Here is a 26,125-nt window from a genome sequence, read left to right as displayed (position 1 = left end):
AGGCTTTATTAAGCTGTAAACTGCCAATTGGATTATTTAAATTCGTATGCATTATCTTTTGGAGTAGCATCCATATAAATGCCACCATCCAGTGCAATGCTTCTCATCGCTTTTCCATTATTTTTAACCACTAATGAAATTACACTTTGATTGTTTTTCCATACCGAAGGTGTATAGTGAATTCTGTCGACCTTACCGTCCTTATAGGTAATCACCAGATCAAATGGAATGGCAAAACCTCCTATATTTCGAACCATAATTGGTGAGTTTACAGCCTTCTTTTTGGTATATTCCAGTTTCAGATCAATATAGTTGTTGGTGAAAAACCAGTTCCTAAAGAACCAATTCAGGTTCTGGCCTGAACCGGTGTTCATTGAATTGAAATAGTCCCATGGAATGGGATGCTTGCCATTCCATGTGTTCATATAATGGTGAAGTGACTTTTTAAATAACTCATCGCCCAACATGTCTTTTAAAGCCAGATAAGATAATGAAGCTTTGCCATAGGAGTTGTTTCCATATCCAGCTCCAGATACCTGATCGGACATCGAAATAATAGGCTGATCTTCTTCTGTCGACTTATCATTAATATAGTTGTTTACTCTGAATTTTTTATAAAAGTCATCTGCCGCTTGTTTCCCATGTTCAGCGATGCCAATTAAGTATTCAAATGTAGTAGCCCACCCTTCATCCATATAAGCATAACGGGTTTCGTTGATGCCCATATAAAATGGAAAATAGGTATGTGCAACCTCATGGTCTTGCACCAACTGTGCAAAAACAGGGTCCCCAAACTGGGAGTCATTAACCATCATTGGGTATTCCATGTCTGCAAAGCCTTGAAAAGCAATTGTTTTTGCATATGGATAAGGAATGCCTGGCCAGTTGTTGGAGAACCATGACAAAGCATTAATATTATACTTCACTGAATTTAAAAAGTCCTTGCCTGTGGTTGGGTTGTAAGCTGCCTGCGCACTTGCCCGGCGTCCTGTTTTTGCATCAACGATTACGCTTCCGCCATCCCAGGCATAGTGATTGCTTAATGCGAAGGTGATATCGGTGATATGATCTACTTTAAATTTCCAAGTATTCCAGTCTTTTTGTGCGGTAACTTTACCATCCTTTAGTTCTTGTTCACTGGCAATGTGAATCACTTCATCAGTGTTATAGGACGTTTTTAAGCGGGCAGAAATTTCCGGCTGCAAAACATCATCAGGATTTAGGAAATCACCGGTGGCGTAAACCACATAGTTTTTCGGCGCTTTTATTGAAAACAGATAATCATTAAAATCATTATAAAACTCAGCCCTGTCGGTATGCGGAATGCGGTCCCATCCATTATAGTCGTCGAAGACTGAAATACGTGGATAACTATAAGCTACAAAGAATGAGTTCGGATCAATCTGTCCTTCTCTACCACTTTCTTTGGATAATGGATAGTCCCATCCGATTTTCACTGTAATTTTCGACTTAGGGTTAAGTGGTTTTTTTAATTTGACGCTTCCCACTGTTCCCCAGTCTTTGCTATCTACTTTATAGCGCTCGCCATCTACAGAAAACGATGTGATGTTTAACCCCGAGCTTAAGAAATCTTGACTAACTGCCCCGCTCCTCGGAGCCGTTGGCTTATGTAGATTGTTTACAAAGCGTATGACCAGTGTTTTTAGGGTATCATTACTGTTATTACTATATAGAATTTCCTCATCTCCGCTCACCACCTTGGTTTCCGCATCGACTTTTATATCCATGTTGTAACGGCCATGGTTTTGCCAGTAGTTGGGCCCCGGGTTTCCGTTTGCAGAACGGGTACCTTTTAAATAAGCCGCTTTTATGTTCCTGGGCATGTAGAGTTCCTGAGCAGAAACCGTGTAACCTGCCAAACTGATTAGAAGGGCGAGTGAAAATAACTTTTTCATTTTTTTGAATAATTTCAGCTAAAATAAACTTATTGATCGAATTTTTAATCACTGTATAATTGAATGTTACTTCAGAGGCTAATATCAGTAAAAGGTATAAATCTTGATCTTTTATTTGGTTTTGTAATTTCCGCATTTTATCTTCGTTATAATTGAAGCAAGACTATGTAGAAACCAACTATGTAGTCTTGTTTGTTTTTTATAGCGTTTGAATAAAATTAATAGAGCAATGACAGAGGTAACGTACTATACACAAGAGGGGTTAGATAAACTAAAAGAAGAAGTTCACTATCTAACTACAACGGGCCGTCAGCTAATATCGAAAGCAATTGCTGAGGCGAGAGATAAAGGTGATTTATCAGAAAATGCAGAATATGATGCGGCCAAAGAAGCGCAAGGATTACACGAGGCGAAGATCTCAAAATTAAAAAATACTTTGGCTAATGCACGCCTCATAGATGAATCTAAATTGGATTTATCAAAGGTGTTAGCATTGTCTATTGTTAAAATAAAAAATGTTAAAAACGGAGCGACCATGACCTATCAGTTAGTCGCTGAAAGTGAAGCCGATTTAAAAACCGGAAAGATTTCTGTTAAATCACCAATTGCACAAGGTTTACTTGGAAAGTCGGTTGGCGAATTTGCTGAAATTGAAGTGCCTGCCGGTAAGATGCAGTTTGAAGTGCTAGAGATTTCGAGATAAACATTAACATTCACTTTTAAACCTACTATCCTTTTATGAGTATATTTTCAAAAATTGTCTCCGGCGAAATCAGCGCACATGTTGTTGCTGAAACTGTTGAATATTTAGCTTTTTTAGATATCCAGCCGCTTACTGCCGGTCATGTACTGGTGATCCCAAAAGTGGAAGTCGATTATATTTTTGATGCTGAAGAAGATTTATATGTCGGACTTTGGATGTTTGCTAAAATTGTAGCAAAAGGCGTTAAAAGTGCTTTTCCATGCAAAAAAGTCGGTGTAGCCGTGATTGGATTAGAAGTTCCACATGCCCACATTCATCTAATTCCTATGAACAATGTGAGTGATATGGATTTTAGTAAAGAGAAACTCAAGCCCACTCCCGAAGAACTTACTGAAGCCGCCGAAAAAATCAGGCAGGCTTTATTAGAAGAATAGTGATGATGCGGGTAATGCCCGCATTATTTTTTTAAATATGGGTTTTGATTGGGCAACGGTACGAAATCTGTTTCACCTGGCACAGGTCTGAACTTTTGCTCCAGCCAGTCCTGTTTAGCCTTTTCGATTGTTTCTTTATCAGAGGCTACAAAATTCCAGTATATAAATCTCTCCTCAGGAAACGGATTGCCGCCAAAAATATATATGGTGGTGTTCTCCAACATCGTAAATTCGCAGAGTTTAGCATCATTAGCCACTAGAATTAAGCGTGGTTGGAAAAGGTGTCCATCACTTTCTATGCCCCCCTCGAGTACATATAGCGCGCTTTCACCAAACAGATCATTTCCAATATTCAATTTTTGTCGGCCTATACTTTTAATCTCAATAAAGTACAGCGGGCAATATACAGGAACAGGTGATTGGCGGCCAAATGCTTCGCCGGCAATTAATTTAATATTGACTCCATCCTGTTGCCAGCTGGGAATATCTTCTTGATCAACATGAAAAAACTCAGGATCCATTTGTTCAAGTGCTTTTGGCAGGGCTACCCAAATTTGTAAACCATGGAGCATTTTATCCGTCTGTCTTAAATAAGAAGGTGTACGCTCTGAGTGAACGATCCCCTTGCCAGAAGTCATCCAGTTCACTTGTCCGGGTTTAATAATAATGTCTGTTCCCAAGCTATCGCGGTGCTCAATTTCCCCTTCAAATAAAAAGGTTAATGTAGATAAGCCGATGTGCGGATGCGGCGGTACGTCGAGATTTTCATGGTCACTCATAGCGGCTGGGCCCATGTGATCGATGAAAGCAAATGGACCAACCATTCGTTTTTCCCTAAATGGCAGCAACCTGCCAACCATGAAGTTACCAATGTTTGCCGGCCTTTCTTCAATAATGAGTGAAATGTTTGACATAGGATATGGATTTGAAATGGTGAATTTAAGAAAATTTTATAATGGTGATTAATAAAAAAGCACCCCATTTATGAGGTGCTTTTGAAATTATAATGGGAAATAGTATTAAACCAGTTCAGCCAATGCTTCCTTGCTGAATCCTTTCAATTCTGAAAAATTGTCATTTTTAATTTTTTCTACCCAGTTCGGATCAGATAATAATGGACGGCCAACAGCAACTAAATCAAAGTCACCACGATCCATTCTGCGTACCAACTCATCTAGCGAGCTTGGCTCAGAACTCTGACCTGCAAAGGCACCAAAGAAATCGCCATTCAAACCTACAGATCCTACCGAAATGGTTGCTTTTCCAGTTATTTTTTTTGCCCATCCTGCAAAATTCAGGTCTGAACCTTCGAATTCCGGCTCCCAGAATCTGCGTTGTGAACAATGGAAAATGTCGATTCCTGCATCGGCTAACGGCGTTAACCATTGTTCCATTTCAGTTTCATTTTTGGCCAGTTTGAAATCATATGCTGCAGGCTTAAACTGCGACAAGCGAATAATAACTGCGAAATCTTCACCAACACGTTTACGAACTTCTTTGATCACCTCAACTCCAAAGCGGGTGCGTTCAGCTAAGGTTTTACCACCATAGATATCTGTACGGTTATTAGTTGCATCCCAGAAAAACTGATCGATTAAATACTGGTGAGCACCATGGATTTCAACGGTGTCGAATCCAAGTGCTTTAGCATCAGCTGCAGCCTGACCGAAAGCAGCAATGGTGTCTGCAATAGCGGCATCTGTCATTGGAACCCCGTTTTCGAAGCCAGGACTGTTTAAGCTTGAAGGACCTTCGAATGGAGAGCTGGGTAACCATCCTGAAGCATGGTTGGCAGATATTCCCTGGTGCCAGATTTGAGGGCCCATCGTGCCACCCGTGGCATGAACATCGTTGATTACCTTTTGCCATCCTGCCAGGGCTTGTTCTCCAAAAAAATGAGGAATGTTTGGATCGGCAGAAGAAGAAGGACGATTGATTACTGTACCTTCTGATAAGATCAGTCCTACTTCACCAGCCGCACGCTTCGCATAGTACTCCGCAACTGCATCAGTTGGGATCCCATTTGGAGAGAAAGACCTGGTCATGGGAGCCATGACAATTCTGTTTTTTGTGGTTAATGATTTTAAGCTGAAAGGCTTAAATAAACTATCTGTATTCATATTGATTGCTATTTATAATTCTGTATTAATAATTTCACTTAATTTTTCAAGACCTTCCATATTCCGTTTGTAATAAGTCCACTGTCCAACCCTGGTGGCGGAAATTAAATCAGCACGTTGTAGAATAGATAGATATTCGGAGATGGTACTTTGTGAGAGTCCTGCTTTCATCTGAATTTGACCCACGCAAACACCCACATTTTCGAAGTCGGCATTAGGTTGATCTGGAAAATTTTCTGCAGGAGCTTTGAGCCAGTTTAGAATCTGCAAACGGGTTTTATTTGATAATGCTTTGAACACTTCTACTTGATCCATATCGCAAATGTATATCGACTTTTCCCGATATGCCAATTATCAGCCTAAAGATTACACAAAAATGGTAAATTGCCCTAAACTGTCAGGTTTCAAAAAGGGAAGTAATTGGAAAGTGTGGAAGCAACGTACGAGCTTAAAAAAGAAACGGGGATAAATCATACCGACCTATCCCCGTCATCTAAATTAACGCTCTCATATATATAAACACCTAAAAGGATGATTTATTATATCATGGCTAAATTTTTTTATTTTTTTTCTGCAGCCTTCTTCGCTGTGCTTTTTGGCTTTTTTTCTATTGCGGGAGCTTCTTCAGCAGCTTCAGCTTTTTTCTTCGCCGGAGCCTTAGTTTTTTTTACTTCAACACCTGTTTCCTCAATAACCTCCACTTTCTTTTTGGTTGTTGTTTTAGCTTTTTTAGGTTCTATAACCTGTTCTTCAACGTCAACTTTCTTTTTAGTTGTTGTTTTAGCTTTTTTAGGTTCAGCAACTGGAGTTTCGTCTACAAATTCAGCTTCTTCAATCTTAGGTGAATCTGCTTGTTGCAAATAATTTGCTAAAACCTGTTTTAAGTATATTTCAGGTTTAGGCATATTTATCACCGTACCAGGTTCTTTATCCTGAGACTGTTTTATATAAGCTGATTTAATTTTGCCCCAGTCTTTGGAATAAAGCCTGATAAACATTTCCACAAATTGTTCGTCAGTATATTTTTTAGGCAACCTACCCAGCACTGCCTGAATTTTTTCTTCTTTTTTATGTAATACCGCCATCGATTTTATTTTGCACAAAGATAGCCTAAAATAATCATTATCAGATTTTAGGTTTTCAGGCTATTACATCTTCCAGCGTTACGTCCGTTTTCCTGTTCGCAACAAGTCTTTCGCGATGTTGTATACCCCAGTTTCTCAGCTCATCAATCACCTTATGCAAAGAGCCGCTGTATTCAGTTAATTCATAAGTAACGGTAACCGGCGTAGTTGGAAACACGTTGCGGATGACAAATTCGTTCAGTTCCAGATCTTTCAGCTCTTTTGATAAAATCTTCGGAGTAATCTCTCCCAGCGATTTTTGAATTTCATTGAACCGTTTGGGGCCATCCTGTAAACTCAGAATTAAAGGTAATTTCCATTTCCCGTTTAAAACATACAGCGCATCCTTAACCGCGTTCAGGCTTGCCCTGCAACTTTCTTTTGTATGCTTTTCTTTTCCAAATGCCATGCGGCAAAGTTAATAGCTTCCTGAGCGAATATTGCTATCGTTCAGTAAACTAATACCAAATCGATAGCGCTTTGAGCCCGTCTGATTTAGATAATTTCCCAAGATCATTTCCAGCCTTTTTTCATTTTTTTATAAGCCTTTTTACTAATTTTCGATTTCTTTTTCGATCTCGATTTTCCTTTCTTCTTACGGGCATTGATGTTATTAACCAGTGAATTTTTGACCCCTAACTTATTCTTCTTAAGTCCTTTTTTCTTTTTTTTGTCTTTTTTCTTGCCGCCTTTTTTCTTTACAGCTTTCTTTTTCGTTTTTGCCATAACATGTAGTTTGTAGTTAACAACATTGTTCTTTTAAAAAGGTTCACTTTAAATGAGCTTTCAAGCAAAGTACTTTGAGCTTTTAAACAAAATTTTAGCTTCCAGATTGCTATACCTTTGATTCAATAAAAAAGACAATCATGAAAAAAGTTTGGTTTATAACAGGAGCCTCCCGCGGACTGGGAAGGAGTTTAACAGAAGAAGTATTGGCAATGGGCGATCAGGTAGTCGCTACAGCAAGAAACACCAACATGTTGGATGATTTGGTTGAAAAGTTCGGGGAGTTGATTTATCCACTAACCTTAAATGTGACCGATTATAATCAGGTAGCGATTACCGTAGAAGCTGCTATTGCCCACTTCGGTAAGATTGATGTTCTGGTGAATAATGCGGGCTTTGGAATTGTGGGGGCTGCCGAAGCATTTAGTGCCGATCAGGTACGGAGTCAGCTGGAAACCAATTTATACGCGCCAATAGAAATTACCAGAGCTGTGTTGCCTTACATGAGGAAACAGAAGTCAGGGCGCATTTTTCAAATTAGTTCGGTAGGAGGCAGAGTGGGTAATGCCGGGATTTCCATTTATCAGGCAGCAAAATTTGGATTAAGTGGTTTCACAGAATCACTGGCGAAAGAAGTCAAATCACTGGGGATTCTGGTTACCAGCGTGGAGCCAGGTGGATTTCGTACAGATTGGGCGGGGGATTCCATGACTTATGCCCCAAAAATTGATGGATATGATCTGGTAGATCAAAGAAGTGAATTTTTTCAGAGCGGCGATTTCATCCCTACTGGTGACCCCGTGAAAGCAGCAAAAGTGTTAGTGAATCTTGCTGTGCATCCTGAACCACCAATGCACCTCATTCTGGGAAGTGAAGCTATCGGTATGCTTAAGCATGCAGATACAACCAGGACACAGGAAATGGAAAAGTGGATGGGGGTGAGTTTATCTACCGACCATGATTCTGCTACAGATTTCTTAGATACTAGTCTGGGTAAGAGTTTCACAAATAGATAATTATCATGAGGTCATCTTCTCCCGGATAATCTCATCATAACAATTTCAAATAACCCGTTTATTTCATAATTTTGATAGCATGCCAAGCGAACTTAAACGTCCTAATATTTTATACAGCTGCTACTCGCACAAAAGCAGTGAAGGTGAACAGTTTATTGCCGACCATGTTTTTGGATATTTGATTTCCGGTACATCAGAAAACCAAATTGGAGAGGAAAAGTATATTTTTAATTCTGGGGACTTTAGATTCTTCAGAAGAAATCAACTGACGAAGTATACTAAAATTCCACCAAAAGATGGTGTGTATAAATCTATTACAATTGTTCTGGATCAGGAAACCTTACGCAGCATTGGTGAAGAATATAATCTGGTTGCACAGCAACAGGTTAAGACTCCTACAGCAATATTGTTTGAACCTAATAGGCTGTTTCAGAACTATTTTGATTCGATATCACCTTACCTGGAAAACAATAATGAGTTTAACAGTATGCTCACGAACTTAAAAGTTAGGGAAGCGGCGATGATTTTATTGCAAATTAATCCTGGGTTGAGCAATATACTCTTTGATTTTTCTGAGCCGGGTAAAATTGATCTTGAAGCTTATATGAATAAACACTATAAGTTTAGCGTAGATATCGGTCGTTTTGCATATCTCACAGGGCGAAGTCTGGCAACTTTTAAAAGAGATTTCAACAGGATATTTAATGTCGCGCCAAACCGCTGGATACAGCAGAAGCGCCTGGAGGACGCGTACTACCTGATCAAAGAAAAAGGTTGGAAATCTACTGAAGTTTATCTCGAAGTTGGATTTAAAGATCTTTCACATTTCTCTTTTGCTTTTAAGAAGGCTTACGGAATTGCGCCATCAAAATTATAAAAAAAAAGCATCAATTATTTCTAATTGATGCTAAAAAGGTTCGCTCTCAAAAAACCTTATTTTGTAACTGAAGTTAATAATCCACTTGTTGTAAAACTCGCTGCAGCAGTCGTGCTGGCTTTAGTATAGGTATCTCCCTGGTATAAACCGTTGAAATAGGTTCCTCCTGTTACGGTTCCGCCAGTATAAATATTAAACGTTGTGTTTGAAGCTAATCCAGGCATGCTAAATAACATCACCATTTTTGAATAAGCTCTTGGTACAACGAATGTGAATATATTTGTACCAGTAGACGATTCGATGTGTATCACCTGGTTAACTGTTGCTGCACTGGTGAATAGTACTGAGTTCTGTGTGCTTACGCTTGTAGTCGGGCTACTGCTTGCTCCCCCTACGCCAATTAACGTACCCCCGGTAATTTTAAACTGATTATTGTCGCAGTCAAATCCTTCTTCAGGAGAGATATAACCTGAAGATACGATTGTACCACCCGTAATGTTAATGGTTCCATTCGAATCTATTCCATCATTAAGTGTGCTATACGCATAAACATTTCCTCCGTTAATCACTACCTGACTGGTTGCATTAAACGCGTCATCATAGGTTACACACTCAACTGTTCCACTGTTAATGGTTAATATGGCCTTGCTTTCAATTCCTTCTGCACCTGTACCTGATGTTTTAACTGAAATTGTTCCTCCGTTTATTGTCAGGTTTCCATCACTCTTTATTCCTTTTGCAGATGTATCATCAGAACCATAAGTATAGGTTGCTCCTGATGTGGTGATGTTCACCGTACCATCATTAATGGTTAAAGTACCATCCGCATTTATACCTTTTCCTCCGGTACCAGTACCGGCAATAGTTATTGTTCCTTTCTGCATCAAGAAATTGCCGTCTACTTTAATGCCCGATGCTGACTCAATCTCTTTATCCGTGCTGTCGTAGAATGCACCACCTGATGTTGTTATGGTTAAAGCTGCGTTCGTTACAGTGAAATCTTTTCCACTCTTAAACCCTTTTGCCGCACTACCGGATACCGCAACTTTAACAGCATCACTGCTGTTAATGATTGTGGCACCTTCGCTTTTGATCCCTACAGCTTCCGAACCCGTATTGGTTATGGTAATGATTCCCCCACTGATGTAAACAGACGGATCTATAGTGCTCTCAGTTCCGCTGTAAGTTGTGGATAGTCCATCATCTACACTCGCTATGGTAATTGTCCCTCCAGCGGTTTGGATGTACCCTTCCTCTACTTCAATTCCGTCGCCGGAAGAGGTAATATCCAGTGAACCGCCTTCCATTGAAAAATAATCATTCGCATGAATACCGTCTGAAACTGCACCCGTGATGCTGATGATTCCGCTTTGTATATCCACGTAATCGTCGCTGGCAATGGCATGTTTGTAATTACCCTTTACAATTAAACGTCCACTGCCTTTAAATACCAATTGACCTTCACTAAATAACGTACCTTTCATGTCTTCAGTTCCGCTTGCTGTGTAAGTCGATCCGTCGATTAATCTGTTATTGGTTTCGCCCACTAAGGTGAAAGTAGCTTTTTTACTGGATTGAATATTTATGGCAGGGCCGTTTGCACTAATCATGTCGGCCCCGTTTAATACAACCCCAAACTTGTAGCTGCTGTAGATTTTTACTGAACCACTGTTGGTACTTCCCGAAATAACATAATTGATTTCAGTACTCGCCGTAGTTGAGTTTATGGTTACTATTCCGTTGGTATTGGTAATGGTTACACCGCTACTCTCATATGGGTTTGTAACAGTTGCAATATTATTTGCATAAGCAATGGTTACTGCATTTGTAACGGTTGTATCTTTTGAATTGGTTACAATTGTAGCATAAGTTGTTGTGCTTGTAGCGGTTGTCTCATCATCACTATCTTTTTTACAAGAAATCATACTTGCAGATATTAATAAGAAACAGATTATTGATGGTAGAAATTTAAACATCCTCATTTTTTCATCGTTAATAAAAACTTGATGAAGATATTTTGAGAAATATTTAAAAAATGTTAAGACTCTACGAATGGGTACTTTGAGTCGATGAATATGGATTTCCCTTTTTGCTACAGCGTTATCCTGAAAAAGGATAACGCTATTATTTGTTGATGTTTATCTTTCCATGAATTCCATACTGCCCATACCAATAGGGGCACCTGGAGGCATTGCCTGGGCAGGGGTTGGCTGAAACTTAGCTGGTGATTCTTCAAATTCTTTTATCTGTGATAAGCCATATAAAATATTTGCTTTTTGCTTTAATCCCGCGCCGCTCACTTTTTCGATCATCCAGCTCTTAAGTTCAGAGATTTCTAATAACGCTTCGCCTCTGACAATTTCTGATGCACGCGTATTGGCAGCAAGTTGTAGCAGGTATTTTAGTGTGAGGTTATTTACAAGTATTTGTAATTGTCCTTTATATCCCGGTAACAGACTGGTTTTCCAGGTTTTTTCGATCAGCTTATCTGTAACCGCGAGCAATCCAGGCTGTTTTTCATCCCTTGCATTATATTCCACCAAACGGGAAGCCCGTTCCGGATTCAATAGCGAAGAAATGGTTTCGTTTGCTGCGGCTTCAGCTGTTGCAATCGGATCGAATGTTGGACCAGTATAGCCACTAAACGTTTCTGCTGATGCAGGATAACCCGACGGGCGTGGAGGTATTTTTTGAATCAGGCTTTCTGGTAAAGCAAGTGCCTCCGGACTAATCGTTGAGATTAATGCATCAAAAGCACTCCATTGCTGAGCTGGGTCAACCATCTTAGTTGGAACCTGCCCATCATTTTTTATTGCGTGTGTGAAATATAACCCACCTATTGATTTTGCAACAGCCTCAATTTCATAGCGGTGAAGTAAATAAATTGGGACCAGGACTTCTTCCAAGGTGGCCATCGGAGCATCTTTTACAATTGCTTTTTCAGAGAAATTATCCAGCACCTGTCTTCGGATTTTCATTAGTCTATTAAGTTCTGCGATTGGATTTTCACCATCTTCCCATTGATTAGCCGATGGATGGGTATAGCCTCCAATATCGGGGATATATTGAAAGCCCTGCTTCAAGGTTTCTTCCATTATTTTATCAAGAGCTGCATCTTCGTTCGTGCCTTTGGTAAATTCACTGTACCCCCACATGATGGCTCGTTTATCCCAGCTTCCAATCCCTTTTGCATATGCGTCAGATAAATCGATACTGCCGTCTGCTTTTTGTTTAATCCTCGGGAAAGGATAATCCATCACAGATGCCCGGTCTTTGACACTTGCTGCAAAATTATGGTTTAAGCCCAGGGTGTGCCCGATCTCATGTGCGGATAACTGCCTAATCCTCGCTAATGCCATTTCTTCCATCACTTTACTTACAGGCTTTCCATCTGTATAGGGCTGTAGTAAGCCCTCGGCAATTAAATAATCCTGACGATGACGGTCGGAACCTAGCGTTACCACACCTTTGATGATTTCCCCTGTTCTGGGATCTATATAAGATGATCCATAGGAAAAGGCCCTTGGGCTACCCGCGCGGGTAATCCAGTTTACTACATTGTAGCGTATATCCATGGGGTCGGCGTCAGCAGGTAACTCTTTTACCTGAAACGCATTTTTATATCCGGCAGCTTCAAAAGCTTCATTCCAGAAAGATCCGCCTTCTATTAGTGCCTTTTTAATTGCTGCGGGTGCGCCGCGATCAATATAATATACGATGGGTTTCACCGCTTCGCTAATTTTAGCATTAGGGTCTTTCTTCTCCAAACGATGTCTTCGTGTATATCGTTTAACCAACGGTTCGGACATAAGGGCCGAAAAATCTGTATAGCTAAATAATTGATAGCTTGATCGTGGATCAAATTTTCGTTGCTTAAAATGTTTATCGGGCAGTTCTACGAACGACTGATGCATGCGTACAGTTACGGCATTAGCATCCGGAGCCAGGGTTCCTCTTCCACTAGGGGTGCCACCAGTGAAAGTTAGCATGGCCTCAAACTCAGTATTTTTGGGGAAGTTTTTAGTGTTAGGTATGTAAACAGCTGATCGGCTTTCGTCAACACGGTAAGTTCCGCCACCTGCTGCTGCCCCTCTGCCAGCTGCTCCACCCGAAGACGCAGGAGCGCCCATGGTAGCTCCGATATTCTGGCTGTCGCGAATAATAAAAGGCGTAAGGTCTATAAGGGTTTTATTTCCCTCTATTGCTACAGGAGCAAATCCCCAGATCACAGACTTGGCAAAAGATCCTTCCACTGTTTTAATTTCATCGGCATTTCCGTTCCCGGCACGATAGGCCAGGTTGGGTTCCAGTAGAAACACTTTTGGCCCTACCTTGATAAAGCGTGCAACATCAGCAGCAGCGCCTCCGCGTTCTGCATTTCTTCCGGCGCCATCAGTTAACGAGCTGAAATACAGAAAATCTTTATCAAATTGATCAATTTCCAGGAAAATTTTCCCTGTTTTTTCATCATAGTAAAAATTGAAATAGCCCTCAGATTTTTTGAAGTCTTTGGTGAAGTTCGAAATACTGGTTGCGACAGTAGCTTTAACCGCTGCAGGATTTTGAGCATGTATTTGAATGCTCAGGACACCACTGATCAGCAATATTACAGCGTAAAGTTTTCTCATCATAAAAGGATAGGGTTAGTTGGTTTGGTTGTTGTAGGTTGCCTACTTTAGTGTGCAGAGCAAATATAATTTAAAGCGTTTGTGATGTTGAGCGATCCAGGTAACTTTTTACATATATAATGAAAAAAATATTTAACTATATTTATTGCTAATGGAGCAGAAATTAGAAGTATGGCAGCGTGGGCCGTTGCCCGATGTTAGGCCCTTGTTACAACCTGTAGCCCATGCACTATTGCAGGCAAGGGAAGAAGTAAACGAATATTTGGAAGGCTTTCCGAAAGAACTACTCTGGATACGTCCAGCCGGGATGGCTTCTGCAGGATTTCACCTTCAGCATTTAAGTGGGGTTCTTGATCGGGTTTTCACTTATGCACGTGCAGAAGGTTTATCCCCTTTTCAATTTGAACAACTTTACGAGGAAGGCAAAGATCGGGCAGGGGGGTATAAAGTCGAAGATCTGGTTTCCCGGTTTAACGTCCAGGTTGATCAGGCCATGATACAATTGAAAGACACAGTTGAATCTGGTCTTACTGAGTATAGGGGCGTAGGTAGGGCAGGCTTACCATCAACTGTAATTGGTCTGCTTTTTCATGCAGCAGAACATACCATGCGACATGTTGGTCAACTAATGGTTACCGTTGCCGTAGTCAAATCTGAAGCTGAAAAGCTATAAAACAAAAAAGCACCAATCTTTTGGATTGATGCTTTTGTAGCCCGCAGGGGAATCGAACCCCTATTTCCAGAATGAAAATCTGGCGTCCTAACCGGTAGACGAGCGGGCCTTTTAATCAGAGTGTCTTTCAACTCCTTTGGTAGCGGGGACACGACTCGAACGTGCGACCTTCGGGTTATGAGCCCGACGAGCTACCAACTGCTCCACCCCGCACTCTATATCTTCAAATTTTCTTCGTTTGAAGGAGTGCAAAAGTAGGAATAGTTTTCATATTCGCAAAGCCTGAAAGCTTTTTTTTTCAAAAAAAAATATCTCTCAAAAGTAGAGAAGTCAATTTATACTATTTTTATATTGTAAATGAGTAGATTACACTTTGTTGTAGCTTCAATCTTTTATTAGGGCTCAGCAATGATATTAAAACTTTGAGGCTAACTGGAAATGTGCTGAAATTGCTAATTGAATTAAACGCAGAGGAGCAAAGGAAAGGCAGACTTTCCTAAAAGTGAGGGCCTTCATAAATGGATTTATGTGATAATTGTGAAAGAGATCTTATCTTTAAAAAATCTTTAAGATGATGGAAATATCATAATTATTGTCAGGAACGCCTTTGATTAATCGAAGTAAAATATACAAAATAAAGTTCAATGGAAAGTTTTTTTAAAATCGTCACAGACGGCGACTTGAAAGCTGTAAAAGAAAAAATCAGTGAAACAAATATAAATGTTTTGAACGTTAATGATATGTCCCTTTTACAAGTAGCACTTCAAAATAAACGAGATGAAATCGCACATTACTTAATAGAAAAGGGCGTTAATGTTAACAACCATGATAATAAGAGAATGGTTGCACTACATTATATCGCTGTCTATAGGATGACTTAAATTTAGCGAAAGCAATTCTTCAAAAAAATGCAGATATAGAGGTCAAAGATAAGTTTGGTAATTCTCCCTTATGGACGGCTATTTTTAGTGCTAAAGGAGAATACGGATTTATCAAACTGCTATTAGAAAATAATGCAGATTTAAGATCCATAAATGCCGCCAGAAAAACGCCGTACGATTTGGCCTATATTATGAAATTTCCTGAGTTAATAAGTTTAGTTACCGAATATTCTGCCTGATGCTCCTACTTTGCCGCAAGCAACGACTTATTTTAAAACAGCCGCAATACCTTTCAGTGATGTAATATCACCTATCGTTTTTTAAAGCCCTCATGACAATCATTGACTTATTTCTTTAGAACGATCCCAACAAGCCGGTTATCTTTTGTAACCCGGTAAATATCCTGCCACCATTTTGCACCTCCACGGCAAGAGGTAATAATCAATTTATTTTTTTTGCCGGATGTAAAATCGCAAAGGCAACTGCATTTACTTCTTTTATCCTCAGACGGTAGAAGTGCATTATATCGCCTGGTCTTAGTGGTATAAAGCCAAATGTTGAACGCCCGATAAACACCCATTCCAGCGTCCGGAATTGAAAACGCGAAATCATCATAGCCATCAAAATTGTAATCCTCGATGTAACTTTTTCTTTCGGCTTCCAATGCATCTATTGCATCGATTTGCCATCAGGGCCGTGGTAAATATATAAGCTAAAGGGCTTTTCTTCATCAACCGAATTCAGGTAGTAAGACTGGGCCTACGCACTTAAACTACCGATAAAAATAGCGTAGCTGTTAACAAAGTAATGATTGTTTTCACCAGGGGAAATGGAAATGTTGGTTTTATGTGTATGTAATAGGAGCATAAACTATGCTAATATTATCTTGGTAAGATACGGAAATTGGGAGTGATCTCAGAAATTTCGGTTAATGGTTTTTGAGTTGGACGTTGTGCATAGGTTTTGGCAATTTGTAAGGAGCTGGTTTTTGTAACTAAAAAACTGTGGCTGGTGGGCTGATCCTTGCTTCCATTGACTTTTTTAATCGAACTTAACAATTTCCTGATGGAAAATCTAGTGGCAAAAGGCATACATACTACGATAAATTAAAAAAAATTATATATTAACGATATGATGAAGTCCATACTTTACAGTCTCTTATTAATCATTGCAGTATTAGTATCATGCAAACAAAACAAGTCATCTCGAAGGGCCATTGATACTGTGCCTAAAACCAATACAGCCATAGATAAGATATCGAATCAGAAAGATGTTTATATTGGTAAGGAATTCTCTTCAGGCGATGAGCTAAATAGCGTCGAAACTTTCAGAGAACAGAAAACTGGGATTGACAGTATTTCATACAGTATTTATAAAGAAAGAACAAATAACCGCTATATCTTTTCCCTGGAAAGATCTTTAAAAAGTGAAGACGTTGAAAAATACAGGATCATCGATACGATCAACCTAAGATTTGCAGATGTAAGTGTGAGTATTGATGATCTCGGCAGCAATGAAATTTTGTACTTAAAGTCAAATGAAAAACTCCTTAAGAAATGGACTTTTGATAAACATAAGTTTCCAGCAAGCGGTAACCAATTTACAGGAAGTTATACCGGTCATTTTTTAAGAATGAAAGAGGAATCGGGAGATGCACGAGGTTGGGGAACAATTAAAATAAATATCAATAACGCATCAGCTAATTTTCAACTTGATAGTTATGTGGAAAATGTAAAGAAAGATCTGATAAGAGTAAATACACAACCATCTAAAATAGTTTTTGCTGATAAAGAAGATCGTAGTTTGACTTTAATAATCACTAAAAACAGCAATAAATATATTTTGAAAAGCAATTTTATAGATCAGCTGGTCGGTACCAGACAGACATACAAATTGAAAAAAGACCTGTAAGGTTTATTACATTGATGTTTATGGCCGCCTAATTAAGATAGGACTACACCCTAAATGTCTATTCTGCTTAGATTTAACGAATGATATATTTTTTTAGCAAAAAATATAAGGGCAAAAGGCATATCGTACAAGTAATCGCAGATTTTAGCAGAAATACTTTTAAAATTTCAGCATCTGAAAATGTAGACCAACATGCTTTTCTGGCGACAAATTCATGTCTATTTATAAACAGCCAAAATATCAGCAAAAATGCAGGGATCAAATAGGCTGTTATTTTTTTATTCATAAATCCTAAGCAAAAGACAATGACCAATTGAATTGGCATTAAAAATAAGATCCCATCAAATAGTGAACTGGTTCCATCCAAGCATGAAATGCCATCTGGTAAAAATAAAGCCATTTGTAATCCGCCTACCAGTGCAGAAACTAGGCTCATAATTAGTGATTTTTTTATTGTATTCAATTTATATCAGTTTATCATTTTCGTTTTCATTTTTCAAGAGTAAAATACAACCCAACATCAATAACATCATTATTACCAATGAAATAAATATGGCAGAATAAAAATGATGATCATATTTAGAAGGATTTGGTAATCCATCACCATAAGTTTCATCATTCTTATAAAAAGAATAAATAAGGTAAGTTCTAATTAGAAATACGATCTCTAAAAAGAAAATCAAGCTTAGTATTATTTTGGCTTTTTTAGTCATTATGGACAAAGAATATCTTTTGGATCAAAAACCCTGAATGACTTTGTTGCCATTCTCTTTTTAGATTAATTTCATTAATAAATTTATTTTCAATTTTTATCGATAACACATCCCTATTCTCTATTTTAAGAATGGCAGACCTAAACAATGTACACCAATCTAGTAACCTTTCCTTAGTTAACTACTGATTATAAAATGAATTCAAAAAATCGGTGAATGATTCGGAAACCAGGATGTAGTTTTTGTCTTTCAGAAATTCGGATTCTAAGATATAAATAGCACCATCTTCGGAGATCAGAAAAACATTCCCGCCATTATCATATGCAAATGGAATTTTTTTTTCAAAAGTAATTCCGCTTTTTTTATGATCAGCTATGATTTGTTCTATCGGCAGCGTTCCATATTTTATTGAATCAAATCCGTTGATGGTAAAGATGTTTTTAAACCTTTAACATAATCATAAGGTGGATAACCACCATTGTAGTTCAGGTAGTGCTGCCTAAAATCGTCTGGAAGGCTGACTTGAAAATTTTCCTCAAAGTTGTTGAGTTCTTCCTGTGTAACTTGTTTTTCTGATTGTTCAAATTGCATAAAACAATAATTAATGGTCCTTATATTTTTATTTTTCCAAAATTTAACCAACTATTTTAATTTGCGGTATCATCTTCCAAATCGCTTTATCAGGAGAATAATATTCAGCATTTTTTCAAATTTAATATAAGCCAAGACGCCTTAACCACCAATGACGATATTTCAGCTTATTTTGCTGATTTGTTAACCAGGCTAACTGTAGATTCGTTCACGATCTCTCCATCCATTACAAAACTGCTGAATTCGCATCCAAAATCTCTGTTCATCATGGTAAAGTGAGGTTTAACAGCATAGCTAAACCCATATATTTTTCTAATTGGCTCCTTTGCTATTTTGACCATAAGCGTATCGGTCAGCAGGATATTCTTTTTAATGGTGTAGTATCTTTGGTGCCTTAAGGAATCAAAATACTTTTTGGGAAGCGCATCCTTATAATCTGCTATGATCTTACCGTCGCGTTGTATTTTTATCGACACTGAATCTGCGTCATCATAAGAGTACCCAAAAAGACTGACATCTAATTGATCCACGCTGTTTTTTTGCGAACATTCCCTTTCAGCCCTCGCAAACTTCTTTTCATCGCTTTCACAGGCGACAAAAAACGGCAATAAAATGACCGATATGGCTTTTATTAATTTCATCCTTTAGTAATTCCAAATTTTAAACAACAATGATGCCGGGCTATTTGGCTTCAGGGTAGTGTGGTGGTTCCGCTAAAAGTGGCCACTGGTTTTCATCCATCGTGGCCACCTTTTCCGGTCTATATGTTCACTAGATTTCGCTTAAAAGTGGTCACTCGGCTCATTTTAAGCGGTTTTAAGCTTCTGAAAAGCGGGGATAGATTCAATATTGTTTCGTCTAGAGAAATCGAAATGGAGATATTCTAATAGCCTTAAAATCAAAAATTATATTGCTTATTCTGGTGTGTTTTTAAAAGTGAGCCGATTTGCCGTAAATCTTATTCTGGAAGGCCGTTTTTCTTGCAAAACCATCTTCTGTGTAGGATTGACAGAACAAATACAGGAAAGATAGATTAGAAAATGAAGGGAAGGAATCTGGGAAGATCGGATATGGCTGGCCTTGGTATCAAGAACTTTTGCATAGTGCTGAGTAGTTTTTAAGGCAGTATGCCCAAGTATTTTTTTTGCTTTCTTAGATAATATAATAAAGCAGATGGAAATTACCTTTCATAATTACTTACTTAGAGTGAAACAAAAGTAAGACATCATCTTTCTGGTATCAAGATGTTTAATAGCTGAACGTGTTGGTGTTCAGTTGATTGAAGTAAAATCGGTGCGTTGTGTTTTTGTTTTGGATACGCACCGAATTACACACTTTTTTATTGTGATTTGATGCATATTTTAGGATTTTGATATCAATAAAAAACCCTGCAAATTAAATACTTGCAGGGTTTTACATCATTTGATATTGAATCTTGTAGCCCGTAGGGGAATCGAACCCCTGTTTCCAGAATGAAAATCTGGCGTCCTCACCCCTAGACGAACGGGCCAATAAATTAGTTCTAAGTTCTTACTTCAAAGGCTGAAACTCAAACCTCGATTTATAACTTTCTACTCAATTTGGTAGCGGGGACACGACTCGAACGTGCGACCTTCGGGTTATGAGCCCGACGAGCTACCAACTGCTCCACCCCGCACTATATACAGCTCGGCTTTTCACGTGAATTAAATCCTTAACTCTGTTTCCGAATTGGAATGCAAAGATATAATTCGTTTCTTTGTACTGCAAATTTTTTTTAAAAAATATTTCGATGGCGCATAAAGCAGGTTTTGTTAGTATTATAGGTAAACCAAATGTTGGTAAATCAACCTTGATGAATGTGCTTGTAGGTGAGCGACTTAGTATTATTACTCCAAAGGCGCAAACTACAAGACACCGTATTTTAGGTATTGTAAATGAAGAAGATTATCAGATTATTTTCTCTGATACCCCGGGCATAATCAAACCAAAGTACTCTTTGCAGGAGAGTATGATGAGCTTTGTTAACGGGTCTTTGACTGATGCGGATGTACTTTTATTCGTTACAGATATTAATGAGACGCATGATGAAGACGATGTTCTTGATAAAATACTTGATCGCGACATTCCTACTATTGTATTAATTAATAAAATTGATACTGCACTACAGGAACAGGTGGATGAGAAAATTGCTTACTGGCAGGAAAAGCTGAAGCCCGTTTCAATATATGCCATTTCTGCATTACACAATCATAATCTAACGGGTATTTTAGATCACGTTCTTGAGCTAATGCCTGAACATCCGGCTTATTACGATAAGGAAGATCTTACTGATCGCTCAGAACGTTTTTTTGTTTCTGAAATCATCCGGGAAAAGATTTTCCTGAATTACCAGAAGGAAATTCCCTACAGTACCGAAGTTATTGTGAAAAGCTTTAAAGAAGAGCCGCTAAAAAATGGCAAAGGGCAAATGATCAGGATCAGTGCAGAAATTGTAGTGGAGCGTGATTCGCAAAAAAATATTTTAATAGGTACAGGCGGAAGTATGCTAAAAAAAGTAGGTACCGAAGCACGCATACAGGTAGAGAAATTTTTGGACAGCAAAGTCTTCCTCGAATTATTTGTCAAAGTAATCCCTGACTGGAGAAGTAAAAAGAATTACCTGAAAAGTTTTGGTTACGACAACTAACCATGATTCCCGGCTAATGAACTGACAGATAAAGCAATTAAAGATCTGCCGAATAAGTATAAAAAACAATTTAAAGTTAAAGGTTACAGAAATTAACAGTACCTTTGCAGCCCGAAATAATTGGGTTATAGTTGATAGTCAATGGCTGATAGCCAAATAGTTTAAGCAAGCTTGCTTAACACCACGATTGTTAACTATAAGCCATTAACTATCAATAATACGTAACATGAGTAATATTATCGCCATTGTAGGCAGACCCAACGTAGGTAAAAGTACCCTTTTTAACAGGCTGACTGAAAGCCGCAAAGCCATTGTTGATGACATGAGCGGTGTAACCCGAGACAGGCACTACGGTGTAGGTGAGTGGACAGACAGACAGTTTACCGTAATCGATACAGGTGGTTATGTAGCCAATTCTGAAGATGTTTATGAAGCTGCTATTCGTGAGCAGGTAATGATTGCTATCGAAGAAGCCAGTGTGCTGATTTTCATGGTAGATGTTACTACCGGAATTACAGACCTTGATGATGACATTGCCCAGGTACTTCGTAAGAGTAAAAAACCTGTTTTCGTTTGTGCCAATAAGGTAGACAATACGGCATTATATAATGAGATTCATACCTTTTATGGTTTTGGCTTGGGAGAGGTGTTCCCTTTGTCGTCCATGACAGGATCCGGGACCGGTGAATTATTGGATGAGGTAGTAAAAAACTTTGAAGACATTCCGGAGGAAGAAAATCAGTTGCCTAAAATAACGATCGCTGGCCGACCTAACGTCGGCAAATCATCTTTGGTTAATGCTTTAATTGGTACAGAAAGAAATATCGTTACCGCTAATGCTGGTACTACGCGCGATTCCATTAAAATTCACTATAACCAGTTTGGTCACGAATTTATGTTGATTGATACTGCTGGTTTGCGTAAAAAAACAAAAGTTAAAGAAAACCTGGAGTTTTATTCGGTAATGCGGACGATTAAAGCTTTAGAAGAAGCAGATGTGGTGGTTTTAATGATCGATGCTCAGGAAGGTATCGAGAGTCAGGATATCAATATTTTTCATTTGGCAGAGAAAAATAAAAAAGGAATTGTAATCCTGATCAATAAATGGGATTTGATTGAGAAAAATACTCAAACGATGAAAACCTTTGAAGAACACATCAAAGAACGGATTAAGCCTTTTACAGATGTGCCGATTATTTTTACTTCAGTGCTGAATAAACAACGTATTTTCAAGGCAATTGAAGCTGCATTAGATGTTTACAAGAACAGAAGTAAAAAGATACCAACTTCAAAACTAAATGATGTGATGTTACCTTTGATTGAAAAATTTCCACCTCCGGCATTAAAAGGCAAGCACATTAAAATCAAATACATTACGCAAATTAACGGAACCTCGCCAATGTTTGCTTTCTTCTGTAATTTGCCTCAATATATCAAAGATCCATATAAACGCTTTTTGGAAAACAAGCTTAGAGAAAATTTCGACTTTGCAGGTGCCCCTGTACAGATTTTCTTCAGACAGAAATAAATTTGTTAGTAGTAAAAAGTCAATAGCTTTGTTCACAACATCGAAGGGTTACCATTTCTTAACTATGGTAACCCTTTTTTAATGCTTAAAGCAAGCTGGTTTAAGGTTGAAAATTAATTTTGCAGTATGAAACTCGAGGTCAAAAACAGTAGAACGCAGGACATTGATGTTATCTTCAATTTTTACGACATGGCAATTGCCCATCAGAAAAAAGTGTTCAATAAACACTGGCAGGGCTTTGACCGTGAAATGGTAGCACAGGAAATTGCGGACAATAAACAATACAAAATTCTGATTGATGGGCAGGTTGCCTGTGTTTTTGCTGTTAGTTTTGCGGATAAGTTAATCTGGGGAGAACGAGATTACAGCGCTATCTACATCCATCGGATTGTAACCAACCCATCTTTCAGGGGTTATTCATTTGTTAAAGAAATAATTAAATGGGCAAAGGAATATGCCCGGCTTAAAGCCCTGAAATATATTAGAATGGATACATGGGCAGATAATGAGAAGCTTCTGGAATATTATACTGGCTGTGGCTTCGATTATGTTGGAATAGTTAACATGAAAGAAACAGAGGGCTTACCGAAGCATTATGAGGGAATAAGCCTAAGCCTTTTTGAAATTGTGGTAAGCTAGAATTTGAGTTTCCAGCTCATCATGTCGTCTACATCTCCAATATGTGAAAAGCCATTTTTTTCAAGAATAGAATATGAAGCAATATTTTCCTTCTCTGTTGCTGCAAATATTGACTTCACTTTTGGCTGCGCTTTTGCCCAGCCGATGATCCGGCCAACCGCTTCAGTCATAAAACCTTTTCCCCGAAATTCTTCATAAGTCCCATAACCAATTTCAATCTCGCCATTCGCATCAGGTTCTCCCACAAAACAGATATCTCCCACCATCCGGTTGTCTGGCTTAGAAATGATTGTCCATAAAGTATGATACAAGTAGTCTTTGTCCTTATCAGATACATTTGGTAATATACTTTCTTCTAAAGCAGAGCGTAGTGATGGTGAAATATTTTTTTTCGTTGGCAAAAGGTTAAATTCTTTTTCGAGCGAATGATCGTCTTTAATGTATTTAACCAATTGGTTGTGTGTAAGTGGCTTTAAGATGAGTTTTTCTGTTTCGATCATAGGATAATATAAACAAACGAATATAAATAATGATTTCTATTGTGGTTAATTAGGATTAAATTCTCATTGCTAAAATACTTTATCTTATAAATCATGACTATTTTTGTGCTAAAATTGTTAGCTTTAAATATCCCTCCAAAATAAAGCAAACTAAAATCATTTTGCCAATGCCAATGTTAGAAGAAACTTCTATGCCAGCAGAAATTGCTGCTAAATTTGTCAACTATACCTCCAGACACGTTTTTTTAACAGGAAAAGCCGGGACTGGAAAAACTACTTTCCTACGTAAATTAATTCAGCTCACGCATAAGAAAGCGATGATTTGTGCGCCAACAGGTATTGCGGCAATTAACGCAGCAGGAGTAACCATTCATTCTCTTTTTCAGTTGCCCTTTGGCGCTTTCCTACCAGAAGCCGCTACTGGAATTATTAATCAGAACATTACTTTCAATTTTAATACACCCCGAACCATAGTAAAACACCTAAACATGCAGGGAAATAAACGCCGCATGATTCAGGAGCTCGAATTGCTGGTTATTGATGAGGTTAGTATGTTGCGAGCCGACATGCTGGATGCGATCGATTTCTCATTACGCTACATTCGCAGAAACAGAAATATACCTTTCGGTGGTGTGCAGTTGCTTTTTATAGGTGATCTGTACCAACTTCCTCCGGTAATTAAAAATGATGAATGGAAAGTAATGGCGGGTTTTTATAAAAGCGTTTATTTTTTCGATGCTCTGGCTTTACAGACCAATCCACCTGTCTATATCGAGCTGGATAAAATTTATCGTCAGGACGATGCTGTTTTCATTGACTTGCTGAATAACCTGAGAAACAATCAGATCACAGCCGACGATACTGCATTGTTGAAACAGCATTTCAAACAGGATTTTAAGCCGGGCGCAAATGAAAACTACATCACACTCACCACACATAACAATAAAGCAGATACCATCAATCGCGAACGCTTAACACAGTTAGCTGCAAAGTCATATTTTTTTGATGCGAAAGTCAATGGCGAGTTTAATGAATATGCATATCCGAATGACAGGAGCCTGGAATTAAAGGTTGGTGCACAAGTCATGTTTATCAAAAATGATATGACTGCCGAAAAACGTTATTATAATGGCAAAATCGGCTTCGTTCATCACATTGAAAAAGATACCATTGAAATTGAATTGACTGAAGATAAAACGGTAATTAAGATCTCACCTTACACATGGGAGAATGTTAAATATAAACTGAACGAGGCTACCAATGAGATTGATGAAAATGTGGCTGGTTCATTTGTTCAATATCCAATTAAACTGGCCTGGGCAATCACAGTACATAAAAGTCAGGGTTTAACGTTTGACAGAGCAATTATCGATATCGGTGATGCGTTTGCACCTGGCCAGGCTTACGTAGCCCTGTCGCGTTTGAGGTCGTTAAAAGGGCTCGTATTAACCTCTCATTTGCGTGAAAATGGTTTAATGCAAGACCAGAATATACATTATTTCTCGAAAACACGGCAACCGGCGGAAATCCTCACTGAGCAAATTGGTTTAGAAAGTTACGATTTTGCCAGAACATATTTGCTGTCTGCATTTGACCTGAATCTGGTACGGTATTATTTAAAGGAGCATGTAGAAACCTTCGATAAAAGTGAAGCAAAATCTACCAAACAACGCTATGATGGCTGGACCATGGCGCTATATAAGGATTTTCAGCAGATCACATCTACAGCAGATACTTTCATCAATCAGCTTAAAGCTTTGTTTGCCCAGCGTACTGAACATACGCTATTCAACGTTTCCAAGAGAGTAGAGGCTGCCGTGAAGTATTTTAGCCCCCTAATCAAACAGGTATCAGATAAACTGCTTTCGCAAATTGAATCTATCAAAGAAGAAAAACAGATTAAAACCTATTTAACAGAACTACTCGAACTTGAAATTCTGATATATGAGCAGTTGAAAAAAATACACAAGGCGAAAGCCTTGTTGCTGGCAATTATCGAGGGTAAAGAATTCAGTAAGGCCGATACTGATGCCTTGTTAAATACAACCGAGCGTAACGCACAACTACAAAAGGCTATTCAGCTAAAAGGCGTCGCATTAAAAGTAAAATCGGCTGTTGAAAAAAAGAAAAAAGAACCAAAAGTCGATACTAAGTTTGTCAGCTTCGAATTGTATGAACAGGGTAAAACGGTCCAGGAAATAGCAAAGGAGCGGGGCCTCTCAGTTGGAACTGTTGAAGGGCATTTAGCCTACTTCATCTCTACCCAGCAAATCGATGTAGGGAAATTGGTCAAGCCCAATAAAATTAAAAACATCGCCAATGCTGTCGAGAGTCAGAAAACAAAATCAATGGCTGCTATACGGGAGTTTTTGGGTAAGGATTATTCCTTTGGAGAAATTAAGATGGTCTTGGCTTCGTTGTTTCCATCAGAGGAATGATGAGTGAATCATTATAAGTTTACCCTAAAATTATTTGGA

General features: G+C 38.5%; 27 protein-coding genes and 4 tRNA genes. 12 read left to right on the top strand and 19 right to left on the bottom strand.

The genetic code is table 11. The features are described from left to right. Positions 1-32: 32 nt before the first annotated feature. Positions 33-1,916, bottom strand: coding sequence for a M1 family metallopeptidase (locus AC570I_RS12360; RefSeq protein ID WP_497405659.1), 1,884 nt, complete (start codon positions 1,914-1,916; stop codon positions 33-35). Positions 1,917-2,145: 229 nt separating this feature from the next. Here AC570I_RS12360 and greA point away from each other — a divergent pair, with 229 nt between their 5' ends. Together greA and AC570I_RS12350 are read left to right on the top strand one after the other, a co-directional pair. Continuing rightward, positions 2,146-2,619: a transcription elongation factor GreA gene (greA, locus tag AC570I_RS12355; RefSeq protein WP_047798983.1), complete on the top strand. Its 474-nt coding sequence runs from the start codon at positions 2,146-2,148 to the stop codon at positions 2,617-2,619. A 35-nt stretch (positions 2,620-2,654) separates the two neighbouring features. After that, positions 2,655-3,053, top strand: a complete 399-nt coding sequence (locus AC570I_RS12350) for an HIT family protein (RefSeq protein ID WP_047798982.1) — start codon at positions 2,655-2,657, stop codon at positions 3,051-3,053. 23 nt (positions 3,054-3,076) lie between these two features. Here AC570I_RS12350 and AC570I_RS12345 read toward each other — a convergent pair whose 3' ends face one another. From AC570I_RS12345 to AC570I_RS12320, 6 genes are all read right to left on the bottom strand, one after another. After that, entirely contained in the window at positions 3,077-3,967 is an 891-nt protein-coding gene (locus tag AC570I_RS12345) for a pirin family protein (RefSeq protein ID WP_497405658.1), read from the bottom strand. Positions 3,968-4,072: 105 nt separating this feature from the next. Continuing rightward, positions 4,073-5,173, bottom strand: coding sequence for an NADH:flavin oxidoreductase (locus AC570I_RS12340; RefSeq protein WP_047798980.1), 1,101 nt, complete (start codon positions 5,171-5,173; stop codon positions 4,073-4,075). Positions 5,174-5,185: 12 nt separating this feature from the next. Continuing rightward, positions 5,186-5,488 (bottom strand): ArsR/SmtB family transcription factor, encoded by a 303-nt coding sequence (locus tag AC570I_RS12335; protein ID WP_047798979.1) that lies wholly within the window; start codon positions 5,486-5,488, stop codon positions 5,186-5,188. A gap of 245 nt (positions 5,489-5,733) precedes the next feature. Continuing rightward, the gene (locus AC570I_RS12330; protein WP_497405657.1) at positions 5,734-6,258 is read right to left on the bottom strand and encodes a hypothetical protein; all 525 of its coding nucleotides are present in this window, start codon (positions 6,256-6,258) and stop codon (positions 5,734-5,736) included. Between the two features lie 55 nt (positions 6,259-6,313). After that, complete coding sequence (locus AC570I_RS12325) at positions 6,314-6,706, bottom strand: winged helix-turn-helix transcriptional regulator (RefSeq protein ID WP_497405656.1); 393 nt, start codon at positions 6,704-6,706, stop codon at positions 6,314-6,316. Between the two features lie 104 nt (positions 6,707-6,810). Continuing rightward, positions 6,811-7,023 (bottom strand): hypothetical protein, encoded by a 213-nt coding sequence (locus tag AC570I_RS12320; RefSeq protein ID WP_047798977.1) that lies wholly within the window; start codon positions 7,021-7,023, stop codon positions 6,811-6,813. 140 nt (positions 7,024-7,163) lie between these two features. Between AC570I_RS12320 and AC570I_RS12315 the strand changes: the two genes are divergently transcribed. Then, positions 7,164-8,039 (top strand): SDR family NAD(P)-dependent oxidoreductase, encoded by an 876-nt coding sequence (locus AC570I_RS12315; RefSeq protein WP_497405655.1) that lies wholly within the window; start codon positions 7,164-7,166, stop codon positions 8,037-8,039. A 79-nt stretch (positions 8,040-8,118) separates the two neighbouring features. Continuing rightward, positions 8,119-8,916, top strand: coding sequence for a helix-turn-helix domain-containing protein (locus AC570I_RS12310; protein WP_497405654.1), 798 nt, complete (start codon positions 8,119-8,121; stop codon positions 8,914-8,916). A gap of 56 nt (positions 8,917-8,972) precedes the next feature. Here the strand turns inward: AC570I_RS12310 and AC570I_RS12305 are convergent, their stop codons facing one another. Together AC570I_RS12305 and AC570I_RS12300 are read right to left on the bottom strand one after the other, a co-directional pair. Continuing rightward, positions 8,973-10,841, bottom strand: a complete 1,869-nt coding sequence (locus tag AC570I_RS12305; protein WP_497405653.1) for a carbohydrate-binding domain-containing protein — start codon at positions 10,839-10,841, stop codon at positions 8,973-8,975. A 213-nt stretch (positions 10,842-11,054) separates the two neighbouring features. Beyond that, entirely contained in the window at positions 11,055-13,547 is a 2,493-nt protein-coding gene (locus AC570I_RS12300) for a zinc-dependent metalloprotease (protein WP_497405652.1), read from the bottom strand. Positions 13,548-13,695: 148 nt separating this feature from the next. On the opposite strand from AC570I_RS12300, the gene AC570I_RS12295 reads away from it, so the two are divergent. After that, positions 13,696-14,217 (top strand): DinB family protein, encoded by a 522-nt coding sequence (locus AC570I_RS12295; protein ID WP_497405651.1) that lies wholly within the window; start codon positions 13,696-13,698, stop codon positions 14,215-14,217. 37 nt (positions 14,218-14,254) lie between these two features. Here the strand turns inward: AC570I_RS12295 and AC570I_RS12290 are convergent. After that, a tRNA-Glu gene (locus AC570I_RS12290) sits at positions 14,255-14,326 on the bottom strand. 28 nt (positions 14,327-14,354) lie between these two features. Further along, positions 14,355-14,430 (bottom strand) — tRNA-Met (locus tag AC570I_RS12285). Positions 14,431-14,861: 431 nt separating this feature from the next. Between AC570I_RS12285 and AC570I_RS12280 the strand changes: the two genes are divergently transcribed. Continuing rightward, positions 14,862-15,098, top strand: coding sequence for an ankyrin repeat domain-containing protein (locus AC570I_RS12280; protein ID WP_497405650.1), 237 nt, complete (start codon positions 14,862-14,864; stop codon positions 15,096-15,098). Positions 15,099-15,112: 14 nt separating this feature from the next. Beyond that, positions 15,113-15,337, top strand: coding sequence for a hypothetical protein (locus tag AC570I_RS12275; protein ID WP_497405687.1), 225 nt, complete (start codon positions 15,113-15,115; stop codon positions 15,335-15,337). A 107-nt stretch (positions 15,338-15,444) separates the two neighbouring features. Here the strand turns inward: AC570I_RS12275 and AC570I_RS12270 are convergent, their stop codons facing one another. Further along, a complete protein-coding gene (locus AC570I_RS12270) occupies positions 15,445-15,762 on the bottom strand; it encodes an XAC2610-related protein (protein WP_497405649.1) in 318 nt (105 codons plus the stop codon). 467 nt (positions 15,763-16,229) lie between these two features. Here AC570I_RS12270 and AC570I_RS12265 point away from each other — a divergent pair, with 467 nt between their 5' ends. Further along, positions 16,230-17,009, top strand: coding sequence for a hypothetical protein (locus AC570I_RS12265; RefSeq protein WP_497405648.1), 780 nt, complete (start codon positions 16,230-16,232; stop codon positions 17,007-17,009). A 73-nt stretch (positions 17,010-17,082) separates the two neighbouring features. Here AC570I_RS12265 and AC570I_RS12260 read toward each other — a convergent pair whose 3' ends face one another. From AC570I_RS12260 to AC570I_RS12235, 6 genes are all read right to left on the bottom strand, one after another. Next, the gene (locus tag AC570I_RS12260; RefSeq protein WP_497405647.1) at positions 17,083-17,445 is read right to left on the bottom strand and encodes an MFS transporter; all 363 of its coding nucleotides are present in this window, start codon (positions 17,443-17,445) and stop codon (positions 17,083-17,085) included. A gap of 458 nt (positions 17,446-17,903) precedes the next feature. Beyond that, positions 17,904-18,110, bottom strand: a complete 207-nt coding sequence (locus AC570I_RS12255) for an SMI1/KNR4 family protein (RefSeq protein WP_497405686.1) — start codon at positions 18,108-18,110, stop codon at positions 17,904-17,906. 17 nt (positions 18,111-18,127) lie between these two features. Continuing rightward, positions 18,128-18,313: an SMI1/KNR4 family protein gene (locus tag AC570I_RS12250; RefSeq protein WP_497405646.1), complete on the bottom strand. Its 186-nt coding sequence runs from the start codon at positions 18,311-18,313 to the stop codon at positions 18,128-18,130. Between the two features lie 167 nt (positions 18,314-18,480). After that, a complete protein-coding gene (locus AC570I_RS12245) occupies positions 18,481-18,954 on the bottom strand; it encodes a hypothetical protein (protein WP_497405645.1) in 474 nt (157 codons plus the stop codon). A 797-nt stretch (positions 18,955-19,751) separates the two neighbouring features. Further along, positions 19,752-19,823, bottom strand: a tRNA-Glu gene (locus AC570I_RS12240). A gap of 71 nt (positions 19,824-19,894) precedes the next feature. Beyond that, a tRNA-Met gene (locus tag AC570I_RS12235) sits at positions 19,895-19,970 on the bottom strand. Positions 19,971-20,084: 114 nt separating this feature from the next. Between AC570I_RS12235 and era the strand changes: the two genes are divergently transcribed. From era to AC570I_RS12220, 3 genes are all read left to right on the top strand, one after another. Then, positions 20,085-20,981, top strand: coding sequence for a GTPase Era (era, locus tag AC570I_RS12230; RefSeq protein WP_497405644.1), 897 nt, complete (start codon positions 20,085-20,087; stop codon positions 20,979-20,981). A 226-nt stretch (positions 20,982-21,207) separates the two neighbouring features. After that, positions 21,208-22,509, top strand: a complete 1,302-nt coding sequence (gene der / locus AC570I_RS12225) for a ribosome biogenesis GTPase Der (protein WP_047798963.1) — start codon at positions 21,208-21,210, stop codon at positions 22,507-22,509. A 126-nt stretch (positions 22,510-22,635) separates the two neighbouring features. After that, positions 22,636-23,148, top strand: coding sequence for a GNAT family N-acetyltransferase (locus AC570I_RS12220; RefSeq protein WP_497405643.1), 513 nt, complete (start codon positions 22,636-22,638; stop codon positions 23,146-23,148). On the opposite strand, the gene AC570I_RS12215 is transcribed toward AC570I_RS12220, so the two are convergent. Continuing rightward, positions 23,145-23,648 carry a GNAT family N-acetyltransferase gene (locus tag AC570I_RS12215; RefSeq protein WP_497405642.1) on the bottom strand — a complete coding sequence of 168 codons (504 nt, stop codon included), beginning with the start codon at positions 23,646-23,648 and terminating at the stop codon, positions 23,145-23,147. The genes AC570I_RS12220 and AC570I_RS12215 overlap by 4 nt on opposite strands. A gap of 167 nt (positions 23,649-23,815) precedes the next feature. Here AC570I_RS12215 and AC570I_RS12210 point away from each other — a divergent pair, with 167 nt between their 5' ends. Then, the gene (locus AC570I_RS12210) at positions 23,816-26,086 is read left to right on the top strand and encodes a helix-turn-helix domain-containing protein (RefSeq protein WP_497405641.1); all 2,271 of its coding nucleotides are present in this window, start codon (positions 23,816-23,818) and stop codon (positions 26,084-26,086) included. The last annotated feature ends 39 nt before the right edge of the window (positions 26,087-26,125 follow it).

The organism is Pedobacter sp. A2324, assembly GCF_059693705.1.
This window is presented reverse-complemented; position numbering and strand designations above follow the sequence as displayed.